At 46.1% G+C, this 15,940-nt stretch carries 18 protein-coding genes; 17 read left to right on the forward strand and 1 reads right to left on the reverse strand.

Translation table 11 applies throughout. The features are described from left to right. Nucleotides 1-6: 6 nt before the first annotated feature. From BS614_RS12185 to BS614_RS12210, 6 genes are all read left to right on the forward strand, one after another. Nucleotides 7-291 carry a hypothetical protein gene (locus BS614_RS12185; RefSeq protein ID WP_074096817.1) on the forward strand — a complete coding sequence of 95 codons (285 nt, stop codon included), beginning with the start codon at nucleotides 7-9 and terminating at the stop codon, nucleotides 289-291. A gap of 235 nt (nucleotides 292-526) precedes the next feature. Continuing rightward, on the forward strand, nucleotides 527-982 hold the full coding sequence (locus tag BS614_RS12190; protein ID WP_074094220.1) for a PTS sugar transporter subunit IIA: 456 nt from the start codon (nucleotides 527-529) through the stop codon (nucleotides 980-982). Beyond that, complete coding sequence (locus BS614_RS12195) at nucleotides 982-1,299, forward strand: PTS fructose transporter subunit IIB (RefSeq protein ID WP_074094221.1); 318 nt, start codon at nucleotides 982-984, stop codon at nucleotides 1,297-1,299. Before BS614_RS12190 ends, BS614_RS12195 begins: the two co-directional genes overlap by 1 nt. Nucleotides 1,300-1,328: 29 nt before the next feature. Beyond that, entirely contained in the window at nucleotides 1,329-2,447 is a 1,119-nt protein-coding gene (locus BS614_RS12200) for a PTS fructose transporter subunit IIC (protein ID WP_036610325.1), read from the forward strand. Between the two features lie 27 nt (nucleotides 2,448-2,474). Then, nucleotides 2,475-5,153: a mannosylglycerate hydrolase gene (mngB, locus tag BS614_RS12205; protein ID WP_244898309.1), complete on the forward strand. Its 2,679-nt coding sequence runs from the start codon at nucleotides 2,475-2,477 to the stop codon at nucleotides 5,151-5,153. A 52-nt stretch (nucleotides 5,154-5,205) separates the two neighbouring features. Continuing rightward, nucleotides 5,206-7,173: a BglG family transcription antiterminator gene (locus BS614_RS12210; protein ID WP_074094223.1), complete on the forward strand. Its 1,968-nt coding sequence runs from the start codon at nucleotides 5,206-5,208 to the stop codon at nucleotides 7,171-7,173. A 202-nt stretch (nucleotides 7,174-7,375) separates the two neighbouring features. Here the strand turns inward: BS614_RS12210 and BS614_RS12215 are convergent, their stop codons facing one another. Continuing rightward, a complete protein-coding gene (locus BS614_RS12215; protein WP_074094224.1) occupies nucleotides 7,376-8,149 on the reverse strand; it encodes a sporulation protein in 774 nt (257 codons plus the stop codon). 181 nt (nucleotides 8,150-8,330) lie between these two features. Here BS614_RS12215 and BS614_RS12220 point away from each other — a divergent pair, with 181 nt between their 5' ends. The 11 genes from BS614_RS12220 to BS614_RS12270 all read left to right on the forward strand — a co-directional run bounded on the left by BS614_RS12220 (nucleotide 8,331) and on the right by BS614_RS12270 (nucleotide 15,837). Further along, the gene (locus tag BS614_RS12220) at nucleotides 8,331-9,008 is read left to right on the forward strand and encodes a class I SAM-dependent methyltransferase (protein ID WP_074094225.1); all 678 of its coding nucleotides are present in this window, start codon (nucleotides 8,331-8,333) and stop codon (nucleotides 9,006-9,008) included. Nucleotides 9,009-9,014: 6 nt separating this feature from the next. Beyond that, on the forward strand, nucleotides 9,015-9,455 hold the full coding sequence (locus BS614_RS12225) for a hypothetical protein (RefSeq protein ID WP_074094226.1): 441 nt from the start codon (nucleotides 9,015-9,017) through the stop codon (nucleotides 9,453-9,455). A 20-nt stretch (nucleotides 9,456-9,475) separates the two neighbouring features. Beyond that, nucleotides 9,476-10,015 carry a hypothetical protein gene (locus BS614_RS12230; protein WP_074094227.1) on the forward strand — a complete coding sequence of 180 codons (540 nt, stop codon included), beginning with the start codon at nucleotides 9,476-9,478 and terminating at the stop codon, nucleotides 10,013-10,015. A gap of 8 nt (nucleotides 10,016-10,023) precedes the next feature. Then, nucleotides 10,024-10,563: a GNAT family N-acetyltransferase gene (locus BS614_RS12235; RefSeq protein ID WP_074096818.1), complete on the forward strand. Its 540-nt coding sequence runs from the start codon at nucleotides 10,024-10,026 to the stop codon at nucleotides 10,561-10,563. 47 nt (nucleotides 10,564-10,610) lie between these two features. Continuing rightward, complete coding sequence (locus tag BS614_RS12240) at nucleotides 10,611-11,135, forward strand: YfiT family bacillithiol transferase (protein WP_036610311.1); 525 nt, start codon at nucleotides 10,611-10,613, stop codon at nucleotides 11,133-11,135. 33 nt (nucleotides 11,136-11,168) lie between these two features. Next, nucleotides 11,169-11,684 carry a GNAT family N-acetyltransferase gene (locus BS614_RS12245; RefSeq protein WP_074094228.1) on the forward strand — a complete coding sequence of 172 codons (516 nt, stop codon included), beginning with the start codon at nucleotides 11,169-11,171 and terminating at the stop codon, nucleotides 11,682-11,684. A 131-nt stretch (nucleotides 11,685-11,815) separates the two neighbouring features. Then, nucleotides 11,816-12,199, forward strand: coding sequence for a VOC family protein (locus tag BS614_RS12250; RefSeq protein WP_036610305.1), 384 nt, complete (start codon nucleotides 11,816-11,818; stop codon nucleotides 12,197-12,199). A 192-nt stretch (nucleotides 12,200-12,391) separates the two neighbouring features. Then, complete coding sequence (locus BS614_RS12255) at nucleotides 12,392-13,138, forward strand: class I SAM-dependent methyltransferase (RefSeq protein WP_074094229.1); 747 nt, start codon at nucleotides 12,392-12,394, stop codon at nucleotides 13,136-13,138. A gap of 49 nt (nucleotides 13,139-13,187) precedes the next feature. Then, nucleotides 13,188-13,958 carry an SDR family NAD(P)-dependent oxidoreductase gene (locus BS614_RS12260; protein WP_074094230.1) on the forward strand — a complete coding sequence of 257 codons (771 nt, stop codon included), beginning with the start codon at nucleotides 13,188-13,190 and terminating at the stop codon, nucleotides 13,956-13,958. Between the two features lie 188 nt (nucleotides 13,959-14,146). Beyond that, a complete protein-coding gene (locus BS614_RS12265) occupies nucleotides 14,147-14,836 on the forward strand; it encodes a response regulator transcription factor (protein ID WP_074094231.1) in 690 nt (229 codons plus the stop codon). Then, nucleotides 14,833-15,837, forward strand: coding sequence for a sensor histidine kinase (locus BS614_RS12270; protein ID WP_074094232.1), 1,005 nt, complete (start codon nucleotides 14,833-14,835; stop codon nucleotides 15,835-15,837). Before BS614_RS12265 ends, BS614_RS12270 begins: the two co-directional genes overlap by 4 nt. Nucleotides 15,838-15,940: the final 103 nt, after the last annotated feature.

Raw genomic sequence — 15,940 nt, forward strand, 5'->3', positions numbered from 1 at the left:
ACAATCATGAACAAACGATTAGCGCTGGAATCCTTTTTGGTTACCTTGTTATTCATCATCGGTTTTGTAGCTTGGAATATCGTCCAAGGCATGATCATGACCATGAATTATGTACCTGATCTGACAAACACCGCTACCTACGGTAACCCATTGCAATCCAAGGTTGCTTTTGGAACTGTGGTTCGGTGGGATATAACATCCATGATCATGGCTGTTGCCGGATTTATTTTGCTTGCTGCCGCATATTACGGTCTTCGATCAGGAATTCAGCGTTGGACACAGCGTTCCTGATGTTTTATCCGCTTAGAGTCCATGTTCTGTACTTACTTACGCTGCCTTTGCAGCACAACAATTGAAACTCATATACAACTGCCCTGAGTCTATTAGACTCAGGTTATTTGCTATGGCTAATGTTTTTCCGCTTCGAAGGGGAAATTTTCTAGATCCAAGGTCAAGGAAGAATCCGTTACAATGATCTTGTAAGCGCTTATCGTTTTGGATAGAGAGAGGAGGAGAGACAGAGATCATGATTACAACCAATCAGATTTATCTCGATCAGACATTGCATAGTAAAGAGGACGTATTTGATTTTATATCTGCGGAGGCAGAGCGTTACAGCATCACTACAAACCGTGCACAACTTGCGGCTGATCTGTGGGAACGCGAACGTGTCTACTCCACCGGACTTCAGGATCACTTTGCGATTCCCCATACCCAGAGTGAAGTTGTAACACGTCCGGCAGTGATGGTCATTCGATTGCGGGAGCCCATTGATTGGGAATCTCATGACGGCAAGCCGGTAAAATATATTTTTGCCATCCTTGTGCCTAAAGGTCATGTAGACGTATCCCATCTGCAAATCATCTCTTCACTTGCCACCTTATTGCTGGAAGATTCATTCAAAGAGGCCATCGCAGAAGCGGTGCAGCCGGAAGATGTATATGCGTTGCTTCATCAATATACGGAAGGACTGGTGTCATAATGAAAATCGTAGGTGTAACGTCATGTATCGCAGGTCTCGCCCATACCCCGATGGCCGCCAAAGCATTGGAGAAAGCAGCTCAGCAACTGGGATATGAGATCAAAGTGGAACAGCAGGGAGCCATGGGACAAGTCAATAAGCTGACGGAAGAAGATATTGCTGCAGCGAATTTTGTACTGATTGCAGCGGATCAAACGGTGAAGGACATGGATCGGTTTGGCGATAAAAAAATCGTACGTGTCAAAATCAGTCATGCCGTAAGTCAGGCAGAAGCGGTATTAACCAAAGCCGTCGAGGCTGTGAACGAACAAGCTTAACCCCACCTTCCACATGAGGAGAGAGTACGATGAGAAAATGGTTTGGTGAAGCAAAAACACATCTAATGACAGGTATCTCCTATCTGCTGCCCGTCATTATCGCGGGTTCCCTGGTCGTTGCCATCTGCAAAATTATCGCACTATCAATGGGTATTACTGATCTTGATCCGTACAAAGATGGAAGCGGATTCTTGCATATTTTATATCTCGTGCAAAATGTAGGATGGAGCGGCATCGGATTATTGACGATTGTCCTGTCCGGTTACATTGCCTACTCCATTGCTGACAAACCTGCGCTGGCCGCAGGTCTGATCGGCGGGGTGCTGGCACAGCAGACCAACGCTGGTTTCTTGGGCGCATTAATCTCCGGTTTTTTTGCCGGATACATCACCTTGTGGGTCAAAAACAAAGTTAAGATTACAGGTCCGGCCGCTGGCTCGGTACCGTTAATCATTTTACCGCTGATTACCGTAGGTTTAACCGGATTTCTGATGGCAGTCATTCTGGGTGGCCCGCTGGGCGCGCTGAATGAGTATCTCATTGCTTGGGTTCAAAACATGAGCCAGAGCGGAACCAATACCGTTGTGCTTGCCATTATTCTGGGGGCAATGATTGGATTCGATCTCGGCGGACCCGTCAACAAAGCGGCATGGATGGCAGGCAATGCCCTGTTCCTGTCCGGTGTCTATCTGCCGAATATTTTCATTAATATTGCCATCTGCATTCCGCCGCTTGGTTATGGTTTGGCAACATTGCTGATGAAGAAACGTTTTTCCAAAACCTATCAGGAAGCGGGAAAAGGTGCAGTGATTATGGGTGTGATCGGTATCACGGAAGGTGCAATTCCGTTCACACTGCGTAACCCTGCCAAAATGATTCTGGTCAACATGTTTGCCTGTGCAACGGGCGCTGCCTTGACTGCACTGCTGGGAGCACATATCATCATGCCACCAATTGGCGGCTTATATGGAGCTGTGTCAGTAGGTACCCCAATCGCGTACCTTGCCGGAGGCATTGTCGGCGCACTGATCGTGGCGGGTGGCACCATGTTGGTGAACTTCCGCGATGAAGAAGAGAAACAGCCTGCCAAGACTCAGGAAGCTTCAGTGAAGAAAAACGGGGAAGAAATAGAACTCGTTTTTGACTAAAAAAAGCATCTGGAGGGATATAGAGATATGAGTGAAAGAAATCGTACCAAAGTACATGTGATTCCACATACGCACTGGGACCGGGAATGGTATTTTACGACCTCCCGTTCCAAAGTGTATCTCGTCAAACACGTCAAGGAAGTATTGGATGCACTGGAGAATATCGATGGATTCCATTATTACCTGTTGGATGCACAGGGCTCGCTGCTGGATGATTACATCCGCTGGTGTCCCGAAGATGAGGAACGGATCCGCCAACTGGTTTCTGCCAAACGACTGATGACGGGACCCTGGTATACACAGACGGATCAATTGGTGATTTCCAGTGAATCCATGGTCCGAAACCTGTATTATGGTATGAAAACAGCACAAAAGTACGGACATGCGATGAAGGTTGGTTATGTCCCGGATGCATTTGGACAATCGGCACAGATGCCGCAGATCTATCGGGAGTTTGGCATTGAACGTTTCCTGTTCTGGCGTGGTGTCTCGGATAATACGAATCCACATACCGAGTTTACGTGGGAAGGGTCGGATGGCAGTCGTGTATTTGCTGTACAGATGCCATTCGGGTATTACTACGGTGGTAACATTCCGGAAAATGAAGAAGATCTGATCCCTTATTTGGAGAAACAGATTGGTGCGCTGGAACGCAAAGCCTCCACCAAACATATCTATTTCCCTAATGGGTTTGATCAGGCGCCTGTGCGATTGAATCTGCCGGAGTTGATTAAACGGTTCAATGCACTGGATACAGAACGCGAATATGTGATGAATGAACCGGAACGTTTTCTGGCGGAGATCGAAGCGGATAGTCAGGATCTGCCTGTACTTCGGGGTGAATTAATGGAAGCCAAGCACATGCGGATTCACAAGTCCATTTTTTCCACCCGTGCGGATCTCAAGCAACAGAATAACCGAATTGAGAATCTGATTGCTAACACGCTCGAACCTGTACTTGCCATTAGCCATTCTCTCGGGCATGATTACCCGCATCGCATTGTGGAGGACATCTGGAAGCTGTTGTTTGAGAATGCGGCACATGACAGCATCGGTGGCTGTAACAGCGATACAACGAATCAGGACGTTGCGTTCCGTTACAAACAGGCCTATGATATCGCACTGAATTTGCTTGACCTGCATATGCGGATGATTGCTTCAACGATACAGCAGGAGGAGACATTTGCGTTCACCCTGTTCAACACGCTACCGTATGTGCGAGGCGGGGTTACTGAGATTGAAGCTTATATTCCGGAAGAATCCTTTGTGATTCGGGATACGAAGGGGCGCGAGCTGGCCTACACCATTGTGGAAAAAGTAGACCAGACCGATTATGTGCTTGGACAGCACATCGATCTCAATCCAAGCCGCAAAGTGCATCTGCCGGAACGGGTATATCGCGCCAAATTGCTGGTGGAACTGCAAGAGGTCCCGGCGATGGGTTACACCCAGATTGTTTTTGATTTCAGTCAGGGCGCTGCACCTGTCATTGAACGACGTAACGAGGACAAGATTGAAAATGAACATTTCACTATTGCGCTGCAAGCAAACGGCACCTTGCAAATTACAGATAAGCGATCTGGCCAAGTGTATGCGGATCAAATGGTCTTTGAAGATAACGGGGATGACGGAGATTCCTACAATTATTCTCCTCCCGAGCGGGATCTGATTGTTTCTTCGGCAGGTAGCCAGATGAGTGCGACGACCACCCAAACGTCTGTATCTCAGACACTATCCCTGCGTTTCACGTTGGATGTTCCCTACGATCTGGAAGAGCGCGCCGCAGGTATCACGTCGGGAGCATTGCCAATGCAAGTGGAGATATCTCTTCGCAAAGGAGAGAATCTGATCCGTTTCCAGGTTCAGGTGCAGAATGAGGTGTTCAGCCACCGTCTGCGTGTCCTTTTTGATACAGGAATTGCTTCCGCCCTATCCATTGCAGACCAGCCTTTCGGTGTGATTGCTCGTCCAACCTCATTGCCAGAAGTGGACGTATGGGAGCGCGAACAATGGCAGGAGAAACCGATCACTATTGAAGCGATGCAGAGTTATGCGGGGTTGAACAACGGTACGCGTGGTATGGCTGTGATGACGGGGGGTGTACGTGAGTATGAGATTGTTGGCGAGCAAATGGATACCATTGCCCTGACCTTGTTCCGTACTTTTGGTTTCATGGGTAAGGAAAACCTGTTGTATCGTCCTGGCCGGGCCTCCGGTGAGAAAATTGTGGCTACACCTGATGCGCAATTACTTGGCGAGCTCTCCTTTACCTTTGGCCTGCATATCCAGACTTCCGGGTTCGACGAAGCGAATGTGGCCCGTGCTGCGCGTGAATATTTGACACCGATCAGCAGTTATCAGCTATGCGACTTTTTGAACGGACGACTGATCTTTGCTTTCCGCGATGAGGCACTTGTTCTTGATACAGACTATAGCCTGATGTCGTTCAGCAACGATTCCAACGTGGTGTTAAGCAGTTTCAAGAAAGCAGAGCAGAGTGACGGATACATTGTACGTGTCTTCAATCCGTATTTGTCACAGTCTGCTAACGTGAACATGCACTTTAATCAACCTGTACATGCAGAGCGTGTATCTCTTGGTGAACAACCACTGGAGCCTCAGCAGAGGTTAACCGATGGAGAAGAGGTCGTTCGTTTGCCGGAACTCGCACATTGTAAATTGATGACGGTACTTGTATCGATATAAGGTGGGCTTTAGTTTGACACAATCCTGATCAGAAGGGAGGTCGGATATCGGTATGATTTTTCCAACTAAACGGTTGAAAAAGCTGTTCCACCTCATTCATGGTGAAGGACAGGAACAGGCTTGGACGAGCCAAGCACTTGCAGACAGGCTGGAAGTTACTGTACGTACTATTCGGGATGATCTGAAAAAGCTGGATCATATCCTCGCGGGGCATGGCGGGAGCCTGGAATCCAAGCGTGGGCGGGGTTATTCCATTCGTGTGCATGATGCGAAGCGGTATAATGAGCTGTTGGAGGAACGGAAGGATGATGGGCAAAAAGGTGCTCCAGTACCTGGTTCGCCTGATGAGCGTATCCGTTATGAATTGTTCAAGCTGCTTGGTGAACCGGGTCATATCAAGATGGAAGACCTCGCTGATCAGCTGTTTATAAGCCGTGCAACAATGAACAATGATCTGAAAATCATTCGTCAGATTTTGGAGAACTACCAGCTTCAGCTTCAGATCAAGCCAGGACATGGTGTGAAGGTCGTCGGAGACGAGCAAAGGTTTCGCTATTGCCTTGCCGAGTACGCCGATGCGCGAGATGAAGAACTGGGCCCCGAAGGAATGACCGTTGCACAGGAACGTTTGTTGTATCCAATCGAACCCGCACACATCCGCGAGATCGTCATTCGCCATGTAGGCAAACAGAATGTTCGTATTGCAGATGTGGCACTGAAAGATCTGATTACGCATCTGGCTGTTATGGTATTACGTATTAAGCAGGGGCATGAACTAGAGCGATTCGAGAAAGTGGAGGCGAATGTTCAGGATCAGCAACTTGCGCAGCAGATTATTCAGGATCTGGAGTCGTTATATTCCATTCATTGTCCAGTTGGAGAACGAGATTATCTGCTGCTGCACATTGTTAGCAAAAAAATGACCGCTACCGATTGGAATGGACTTCAAAGTGACCCGTTATATGTTGCTGTACAGCAGATGCTGGGACATATCTATGATCGTTACACCTATGATCTGCGGGATGATGAACGCTTGCCGAATGATCTGTATGCCCATCTGAAGCCCATGATTACGCGGTTGGAACATGGCATGAACATGCGGAATCCACTGCTGGGACATATACGTAAATATTATCCACTCGCCTATGAGATTACGATAAGTGCAGTGAAACAGCTACAGACATATGTACCTCACGAAATCAATGACAGCGAGATCGGTTACCTGGCTCTTCATATTGGTGCAGCATTGGAACGTAAATACCAGATTCCTCATCGCAAACGGAAATCCGTGTTGCTGGTCTGTGGATCAGGATATGGCACAGCCCGTATTCTTGAATCCAGATTACGTTCTTTATTTGCCGAGCTGGAGGTATCTCGTGTAGTTTCGCTACGGGAGTACGAGGAGATGGGGAGTGTGCCTGAAGATTTGGTCATTTCCACGATCCGGTTACGCGAGTCCAAAGGCAAGCCGTCGGCTGTCATTGCTGCGATTCCATCGGAACGAGACATGGCAACGATCACTCATCTGGTGCGAACCAGTGATGAGCAGGAGGAAATGACGCTGCTACGTTACTTTGATCCAGCGTTGTTCATGTTTCGGTCCGATCAGCCTGACAAAATGACACTTATGGCTGAGATGAGCGGAGCACTGTTGGAGAAGGGAGTTGTGACGGAGCAGTTCTGGCCCGCTGTGCAGGAACGGGAAAAGATGGCTTCAACGGCGCTTGGAAGAGGCATGGCGATTCCGCACCCCATGGAGCTGAGTTCAACCCGTACGACCGTATCGGTATGTCTGCTCGAGAAGCCGATTCCGTGGGATGAGGAAAATGAAGTACATGCTGTATTTATGTTATCCATCTGCAAAGAGGATTACGAACAGGCTATGGGAATCTATGATCTGTTTGTAGAGTTGATCCGACAGGAGGAGCAGCTGGAAAGCCTGCGATCCTGCGGCAGCTTCGATGCCTTTGCCCAACTTGTATGCGAAACGTTGAGTCTGAAAAGTACCGAAGTGTATTAATATATAAGTTCACTAAGGATAATTCCACTGACACTCCGATGACAGAATAACTTTCCGATCGCTGTTATCCCCAGATTTTTCTGATCCCCTTTTCGGGTATAGATCAGCTCGTTACTATGTGAAACTGCCCCAACCTAAAAACCGTCCTTCATCAGATTTGTCTGATAGAGGACGGTTTTTATTCGTTTACACAAACTATAGATTAGATATGTTTGGAAATGATTTCTTCCAGTCCTTGAGCGACAGAATGCGCCCCTCGCGCCAGATGTCTTTCATACAGATGCAGGCGGACAAAGCTCTCATCCGTACCCATGGCTTCGGAGAATATTCCACTGAGTCCACGAGCGCGGCGATCGATCTGTAATAGCAGCTCCAGCGAATCGCCCATGGGATAGAACAGCACTTCCAACTCATCCAGATGCCCACGAAACTTGTTTGTTGGTACAAATTCGAATTCCTGCACAAATGGCAGATTACCGCCCAGCTTCGGCGCATAGTCATTGGTTACTTCACGGAGCTTGAAACCAAGGATATCAATTGCATCGAGCACGGTGTTCATGTCTTTGCTAGGAACAACATGGAGTCTGTCCCGGTCTGAGGGGTCTACAGCACTTGAAATATCGAGGCCCGTCTCCACCCATACCTCTGCACGATGCAGTGTAATTGGCAGATTTTCTGGGAGGTCAAATGAAAAGTCTTTCTCCAATTTGGCTCCAGGCTGTAAGGTGAAACCTTCGGTGAGCAGATATTTGGCTATAACGGCTGTTTCTTTTACTTTACGATCATCGTGCTCCCGTATGTAATGGGTTTTGATTGAAAGATAGATTCGATCTACGTTCTGTTCCACATCTCCACCTTCAATGTACACAACCCCCGAGATGATTCCTCCAGGCGTGACCTCTGGTGTATGCAATTCCGTATTTACTTTGGCTGCTCCAACACCTACACTGGCTAACATTTTCTTGAAAAATGACATGCGCTCAACCTCCAGATCAGATGGTTTATTATATGGGATACATACGGCTTCGACCTTAATACGGAAGCTGGAAGAGAAGCGTTTCATATTTTAGTAAAGATATATCGCATATCCAAACAGGAGAATCGACTTACCTATGTCGAATGTTTAAATAAAGGGATTTTTTGTCAGGAGGAACTCTATGAGCATGGAATGGTACGATATGATTGCACAACGTAATGGGGGATACAAGGGTAGAGCTTTGTATACGTTGGAAGGTAACTCTGCTGAAGATATTTTTGAAGAGCGGTTGATTAAGCTTCTGCCTCAGTATACATCCGTGCTCGATGCAGGCTGTGGACATGGGGAGTTTACGTTGAAAATGTCAGAATATACCGATCACATTATGGGGTTTGATAATTCGGAAGAGATGATAAAGATAGCTCGGAACAGTCTTCATTCAAGCACGATAACAAATGTGGAATTTGTCTGTGTCAGCACAAAAGAAAAGATGCCATTTGAAGATAAGCAATTTGGTCTGATCTATGATCGCAGAGGTCCAACTTCCATTATTGAGCATGGGAGATTGCTGCAAAAGGGTGGAGTCATGATTGGTATTCATACGGATATAACAAAGGTACGTGAGCGTTTGGAAAGAAATGCATTTAAGGAGATCAAGATTGAGGAATATAACGAGGCACTTATGATTTTCTCGGATGAAAAAGAGTTTGCCATCTTTCTCTCCGATATCCCCGGAAACCCGGATTATACACAGCCTGAGTACCGGGAACAGCTGGAAACCAAGCTGGAGGAGAACCGGATTAACGGTAGACTTGCTGTGAGAGAACGCAAGTATATCTGGCAGGCCATAAGGAGCTGAAGCAGATTGAACACAGAATTTTCAGAACAGAAATATGGTGAAACGGGTGTCAAAACCAGCTTCGAGCAGATGGCGAACGGGGAACAAAAATATAAAATGATAACAGAAGACGGCAGTTATTATTGCAGAACCGTTGCCTCTTCCCACGGAGCATGGCAAAACAGTCATGTACATATCAATCTAACGGAGTTTTATGTGATGCAAACCGGATGGATTGCGTATGCCAGTTATGGAGACGATCAGATGTTTTCGATTCGAGTGATGCGCGCAGGAGAGCACATCATTGTCCAACCTGGAATCCACCATAATATATACATGTCTGCTCATAGCGCGATACATACAATCAAGCATGGATTGAACACCTCCAGTGATTGGACGGCATCACCTGAGTTGGATAGGTTAACTCAATCTTTAACAGAGAAGGAGCTACTCCAGAAGTATGATTAACCAGACGGGAGGATAGACAGATGCGTAAAAGTACAATATTTTGGATTACGGGAATAACAATAATCTTCTTGGTGACTCTGCTCATATACAGCTATGTTATACCAAGTTTGAGTGCCCAAGATGTTGTGCTGGCAGGCACAATCAGGCAGATTGATACGGATGCAGTTGAGGTAGAGTTAGAGATAACGCGAAAAAGAGAAGATAAGGATCAACATATAGTGTATCCCGTTGTCCCTGGATGGGAAGGGGTGACATTCACTCAAGAACAAGATGATGCGTGGTACATGCCTTCGTCTGTTGGCAGCTCCTATCTTGATCAAGTCATTCTGGAAAAGTATCTGAAGGCACAGGGGAAAACCATGAAATCAGCTGATAATCTGATAGGATTTGCGATACCTGATGAGATAGGGAGCTACAAGTTGCGGTTAACGCTCAGATCTTCGGATGGAACGACTCAACCGCTTGAGAATCCCATGGTGTATTATGTTCACAACGAGCATTTGTTAGGGAAGGATCTGAGTTGGGTTACGGGTGAGAATCTGGAGATCAATAAGGAGTAATCAGAATGATGAATGTATATGAATCGAATGAAATCACCGTACGTTTCTTGGAAACAGAAGATGAACAACACTTGGTGAAGTGGCTGTCAGACCCGGAAGTTCTTCAATACTATGAAGGGCGTGATCGGCCGCATGATCTGGAACAGGTGAGAGAGCATTTTTACAATCAGAAAGATGGTGCTACTCGTTGTATCGTTGAGTATGGAGGACATCCGATTGGATACATTCAGTTCTATGAGCTTGAGGAAGAAGAGCGAACGGAGTATGGTTATGGAGACACGGATGAGATCATCTATGGAACGGATCAGTTTATTGGTGAGGTAGAATACTGGAATAAAGGCATTGGTACACAGTTGATGCAATCCATGCTGGCTTATCTGATTAATGAAAAACAAGCCCGTAAAGTGGTTATGGACCCTCAATCCTGGAACTTAAGGGCGATATCCTGTTACGAGAAATGTGGTTTCCAAAAGATTAAGCTGTTGGAGAAACATGAGCAGCACGAAGGACAGATGCGAGACTGTTGGCTTATGGAATATGCCCTGTAGATCCTGTGTAAAGTTATTTGAATCATATAAACAAGGAGGAATAATGGATGGATGAAAGATTTCCGATAGGACCATTTGTACACACGGGTGAAGTTACTTTGGCACAACGGGAGAAGTGGATTCAGGACATTGCTGAGTTGCCTGAACGCGCACGAGAAGCGGTAAAGGGACTGAGTGAAGAGCAATTAAGTCTGCCATATCGAGAAGGTGGATGGATGCTCAAACAGGTTATTCACCACATGGCAGACAGCCATATGAACAGTATGATTCGTTTCAAGTTGGCGCTGACAGAGGATACACCAACGATTCGGCCTTATTATGAAGAGCGCTGGGCTGAACTGAGTGATTCAAGAGACCTGGATGTCGAATTCTCGCTTCAGATTCTGGATGCCCTCCATCGTCGTTGGGTGTTTCTGTTAAACGCGCTGACAGATGCAGATTATGCCAAACAATTTTATCATCCCTCATCGGAAGAAACGACAAGACTGGATTACAATCTGGGCATGTATGCTTGGCATGGCAAACACCATGTTGCTCACATCACATCGCTTCGGGATAGATTGGGAATATAGCTATTAGAAATATCTTTTAAGGAGGATTCATCAATGAGTGTACATATCAGACTATTAAATGAGAACGATCCTGTAATCATATCAAAGGCGTTTCAGGAGCAGGGTTGGGGGAGATCCCCTGAGCAGTATCTTCATTACTTGGCTGAACAACAGAATGGGGAACGCGTAACCTTGGTAGCCGAGTTGAATGGAGAATTTGCCGGAATCGTGAATGTATTGTGGTATTCCAGCTACCCGTCTTTCAGGGAACAAGGCATTCCCGAAATTAACGATTTTAATGTGCTGATGAAGTTCCAGCGCCAAGGTATTGGTTCACGGTTGATGGACCGAGCAGAGGAAGTTATTCTGGAACGAACGGATGTAGCAGGCATTGGTGTAGGTGTGTTTTCCGATTATGGCAAAGCGCAAGTTCTATATGCCCATCGCGGGTACATACCAGACGGTCACGGTGTACACAAACATGATCATTACATTCAGCCGGGTGAAGAAACGATTATGGACGACGATGTTGTACTTTATCTTACGAAGAAGTTAAAAGTCACGCAATAAGTCTAATGTGAAGTTAGTACTTGCAGAGAAAGATGATAAAAAAAGCTGTCCTGCATGTTATACTCTATTGGAATTTGAGGAATGATAAGCAGGATGTTGAGAGATTAGATGATCAGAGGAGTGATTGATCCATGTTTAGCAAAGTCGGCCAGATTATGTTGTATGTCAACAATCAAGATGAATCACTGGCATTTTGGACGGAAGTTGCAGGATTCCACATTGTGGATGAAGTAAACCTTGACGAGGGTATGAGATGGATTGAGATTGCGCCTACCCCAAATTCGCAGACAAGCATTATTCTTCATGACAAGGAGTTTGTGGAGCGGATGTCGGCGGGTGTAAATCTGGGCACACCTTCGTTAATGTTCTTCACCGAAAATCTGGATCAGTTATATGCCGACTTGGCTGGTAAACATGTAACGGTTGGAGAGATTGTAGAGATGCCAACCGGGCGTGTTTTCAACTTTGCTGATAATGAAGGAAATTACTTTGCAGTTTTGGAACGGGCGAAGTAAGTTACAACTTAAAACAGCACCATTGCAAGCGGTCGACATTCATGTCGGTCGTTTTTTTGTTGGGAAAAAGCTTATGTTTTGGAGTAGAAAAACGCAAGAAAAATAGAGAACTACTGGGTAAAAATGTTATAATAAAGTGTGGCTGATTTAACGAAAATGCCGAGGAATGAATAGTCGAAAATGAAGGTTTGAATGGAGCAGTTAAGGAGGAATGTGGTTGTGGAAAAGACGATTAAAAGTGTACAGGATCTATATGATATGCTCGATGCGGATTTCAGATCTGCCAAGCAGTTTTGGGAACCTTTCTATGAGGATCGGAACAGACCAATCCCCTTTTTCCCAAACAAACCGGATGAGAATCTGGTAGCGCATGTGAACGAAGGTGTGCTGAGCGGCGGCAAGGCACTGGAACTGGGGTGTGGCCCGGGCAGAAATGCGTTGTATTTAACCCGCCAAGGATATCAGGTAGATGCTTATGATCTTTCGGAGACAGCTATTGCTTGGGCTAAAGAGAGGGCGGCAGAAGAGCAACTGGACGTGCATTTTGAATGTCGATCTGTGTTCGAATTGTCCCTAGAACAAGAATATGATCTTGTCTACGACTCTGGTTGCCTGCACCATCTGTTGCCACATCAGCGCATTCCCTACATAGAGATGATCCACAATGCACTCCGGCCTGGAGGATACTTTGGAATGACTTGTTTTGCTCCTGGCTATGGCGATATTGGTGGGCCTGAGATCGTTATGACTGATTGGCAGGTGTATCAAGAGAAGTCGATGCGCGGTGGTCTTGCGTTCACGGAGGAGAAGCTTCGCTACATGCTGGAAGATGGCTTTGAATGTGTGGAGTTCCGTGCAATGAAGTCGCTGGAGCAACATGAACCGTATTTTGGTGTACCTTTTCTCTGGGCCACGTTGTGGAGAAAGAAAAACTCGTAAGAATAGTGAAATAAACATGCATTGAAAATAGAGGAGGAGTGGTATCAGAATGGGAACAGAAACAGAAACAGGAAGAAGACACTTTATCATTACAGGCACATCCAAAGGGATCGGTTTACAACTTGCAGAGTTATTATTGGCTAAGGGGGATTACGTTTACGGTATTTCACGCGGGGGTTCGGATCTGTTGGAATCAAGCGAGGAATGGAGCGGGCGTTACCGCCATGTTCAGTATGATCTTGCCGACCTGAATGGGATCGATGATTTGATTACACGCATATTGGACCAAATACCTTCTCAGGAAGCTGAATTCATTGGACTCATTAATAATGCAGCGATGCTGGAGCCTCTAAAACCTATCGATCAGTGCAGTGCGGAAGAGATAAGTCAAAGTCTCAACATCAGTCTCGCAGCACCAATGATATTGAGTTCATCTTTTATTCAACAAACAAATCACCTGTCCGCCAGACGTAAAATTGTTAATCTCTCATCGGGTTCGGGAAGTTATCCCGCGCCTTCAATGGCAGTGTACTGTACATCCAAGGCAGGCATGAACATGTTCACCCAATGCGTATCTTTGGAACAAACGGGCCAACAGAACCCTGTTGAGATTATTGCTTTTGATCCGGGGATGGTCGATACGGAATTGCAGGCTGTTGCACGAGGCAAAAGTGCAGAGGAGTTCGCCCTTGCAGGTATGTTCAATCAAGTATATGAAGCAGGACAATTAAGATCGCCACGAGACGTAGCGATGCAGTTGATCGAGCGGATGGACGAAAACAGTGATGCAAGCCACGTTATACACACTGTTGAGAGCTAATATGATATACGATACTTCTTTCAGCTCGTTTTCTTACGAAGTATGGATACCTTTTGATATAAGCCCAACTTCCCTGTACACTGGAATCAGCGATCGGAAATACGATTCGTAACGGTAAAGGTAATCCTGCAACAACGGAGTCTAATTACCTTATTCAACCTAGAAGATCAGAAACGTGGTGAGGTCTCTTGTTTAAAATTATGCTCATTGAAGACGACGAATCGTTATTCAATGAAATCAAGGAACGTTTGTCCCAATGGTCGTATGATGTGTATGGTGTGCAAGACTTTGGCAAGGTATTGCAGGAGTACAGCGTAATTCAGCCACAAATGGTCATTATTGATATTCAATTACCACAATATGACGGGTTCCATTGGTGCCGGATCATTCGTTCGCACTCCAATGTGCCGATTATCTTTTTGTCCTCACGGGATCATCCTGCGGATATGGTCATGTCCATGCATTTGGGTGCAGACGATTTTATCCAGAAGCCTTTTCACTTCGAAGTATTGATTGCCAAGATCCAAGCGACTTTACGGAGGGTGTACAACTATAACACAGATCATACTGAACTCCGAACCTGGCGTGGTGCTGCTATTGAATATGTGAAAAATACACTGACCTGCGGGGATGAATCTGTTCTGTTAACCAAAAATGAGATGTTCATCCTTAAAGTGCTGGTCGAGCACAAAAATCAGATTGTTACCCGTGAGGAACTCATCCGGAGCTTGTGGGATCATGAGCATTTCGTGAGTGACAATACGCTAACAGTTAACGTTAATCGGTTACGGAAGAAACTTGAACCCATCGGCTTGGAGCGGTACATTGAAACCAAAGTAGGGCAGGGGTACATGGCAACGGAAGAGGCAGAAGCATGATCGGAAAGTACATACGAGAAAGGGCTAGTTGGTTATGGCTACTGGTAAGCATGCAACTTATTATTTTATTGGTGGCCTACCTGGACTCGTCCATTCCATTCCAATCTGTGGTGTATATCGTAGGACTGAATGTGGTGGTATGCCTTGTTTTTATCTGGGCGAGATACCTGAAAGAGACCCGTTTCTATAAAAAGTTGAGCATCTGGGATCATACCTATGATCTGGGAGAACTTGATATCGCCGAAAGTCCATATGAGCAGCTTGTACATGAGGCCGTCAGTTCCCAGACACAGCGGTATCGTAAGGAGTCTTCACATCATTTTATCGCTCTGGAACAGGAGAAGGACGAGATGTTGTCCTGGATTCATGAGGTGAAGACCCCACTGACTGCGTTGCAACTGATGATCGAGCGCTTGCCAGATGACAAGTTACAGAGCCAAATGACATATGAATGGTTACGAATTCATCAGTTGCTGGATCAGCAGCTTCATCAGAAGCGTATTCCGTTCATGCATAATGATCTGTTCATCGAAGAGACGGAACTTGAACCGGTATTGAATAGTGAGATACGAGCACTGAAATCGTGGTGCATTTCCAAAGGCATTGGCTTTGATGTGTCTTTAATGGTATCGCGCGTGCTCACAGACAGCAAATGGTTAGGCTTTATCCTCCGGCAGTTGTTGAGCAATGCGGTGAAATATAGCGATTCATCGGACATCCTCATTGAAAGTCGGGAACAGGATGAACACATCATACTCATGATTCAGGATCACGGGCGAGGGATTGAGACTCAAGATCTGCCGCGTATATTTGATAAAGGTTTTACGTCCACCCGAGGCAGAATGGATGGAGCGGCTACCGGAATGGGGCTGTATCTGGTTCGTCAGGTGGTCCAGACGCTTCATATGAACATTCATGTAGAATCTTCTCTTGGCGAGGGCACAACCGTCACACTTACTTTTCCGCGAAAAAACGACATGGTGCATCTTGCAGGCGTGTGACAACAATGTCACATGCTTTTTGGTTTTGTTCGGTGAATCACACGATAACACTGCACATTCCGCCTATGATATAGACATGAGCATTTTGCAGAAGATCTAAGAG

It is taken from the genome of Paenibacillus xylanexedens, from assembly GCF_001908275.1.
GTDB classification, from domain to species: Bacteria; Bacillota; Bacilli; order Paenibacillales; family Paenibacillaceae; genus Paenibacillus; species Paenibacillus xylanexedens_A.

Excerpts from the sequence above, each read along its gene's own strand:
- BS614_RS12240 (WP_036610311.1), top strand. The coding sequence starts at position 10,611 with ATGGATGAAAGATTTCCGATAGGACCATTTGTACACACGGGTGAAGTT.
- BS614_RS12210 (WP_074094223.1), top strand. The coding sequence starts at position 5,206 with ATGATTTTTCCAACTAAACGGTTGAAAAAGCTGTTCCACCTCATTCAT.
- BS614_RS12220 (WP_074094225.1), top strand. The coding sequence starts at position 8,331 with ATGAGCATGGAATGGTACGATATGATTGCACAACGTAATGGGGGATAC.
- BS614_RS12245 (WP_074094228.1), top strand. The coding sequence starts at position 11,169 with ATGAGTGTACATATCAGACTATTAAATGAGAACGATCCTGTAATCATA.
- BS614_RS12200 (WP_036610325.1), top strand. The coding sequence starts at position 1,329 with ATGAGAAAATGGTTTGGTGAAGCAAAAACACATCTAATGACAGGTATC.
- BS614_RS12195 (WP_074094221.1), top strand. The coding sequence starts at position 982 with ATGAAAATCGTAGGTGTAACGTCATGTATCGCAGGTCTCGCCCATACC.
- BS614_RS12260 (WP_074094230.1), top strand. The coding sequence starts at position 13,188 with ATGGGAACAGAAACAGAAACAGGAAGAAGACACTTTATCATTACAGGC.
- BS614_RS12215 (WP_074094224.1), bottom strand. The coding sequence starts at position 8,149 with ATGTCATTTTTCAAGAAAATGTTAGCCAGTGTAGGTGTTGGAGCAGCC.
- BS614_RS12185 (WP_074096817.1), top strand. The coding sequence starts at position 7 with ATGAACAAACGATTAGCGCTGGAATCCTTTTTGGTTACCTTGTTATTC.
- BS614_RS12230 (WP_074094227.1), top strand. The coding sequence starts at position 9,476 with ATGCGTAAAAGTACAATATTTTGGATTACGGGAATAACAATAATCTTC.
- BS614_RS12235 (WP_074096818.1), top strand. The coding sequence starts at position 10,024 with ATGAATGTATATGAATCGAATGAAATCACCGTACGTTTCTTGGAAACA.
- mngB (WP_244898309.1), top strand. The coding sequence starts at position 2,475 with ATGAGTGAAAGAAATCGTACCAAAGTACATGTGATTCCACATACGCAC.
- BS614_RS12190 (WP_074094220.1), top strand. The coding sequence starts at position 527 with ATGATTACAACCAATCAGATTTATCTCGATCAGACATTGCATAGTAAA.
- BS614_RS12255 (WP_074094229.1), top strand. The coding sequence starts at position 12,392 with ATGGAGCAGTTAAGGAGGAATGTGGTTGTGGAAAAGACGATTAAAAGT.
- BS614_RS12250 (WP_036610305.1), top strand. The coding sequence starts at position 11,816 with ATGTTTAGCAAAGTCGGCCAGATTATGTTGTATGTCAACAATCAAGAT.
- BS614_RS12270 (WP_074094232.1), top strand. The coding sequence starts at position 14,833 with ATGATCGGAAAGTACATACGAGAAAGGGCTAGTTGGTTATGGCTACTG.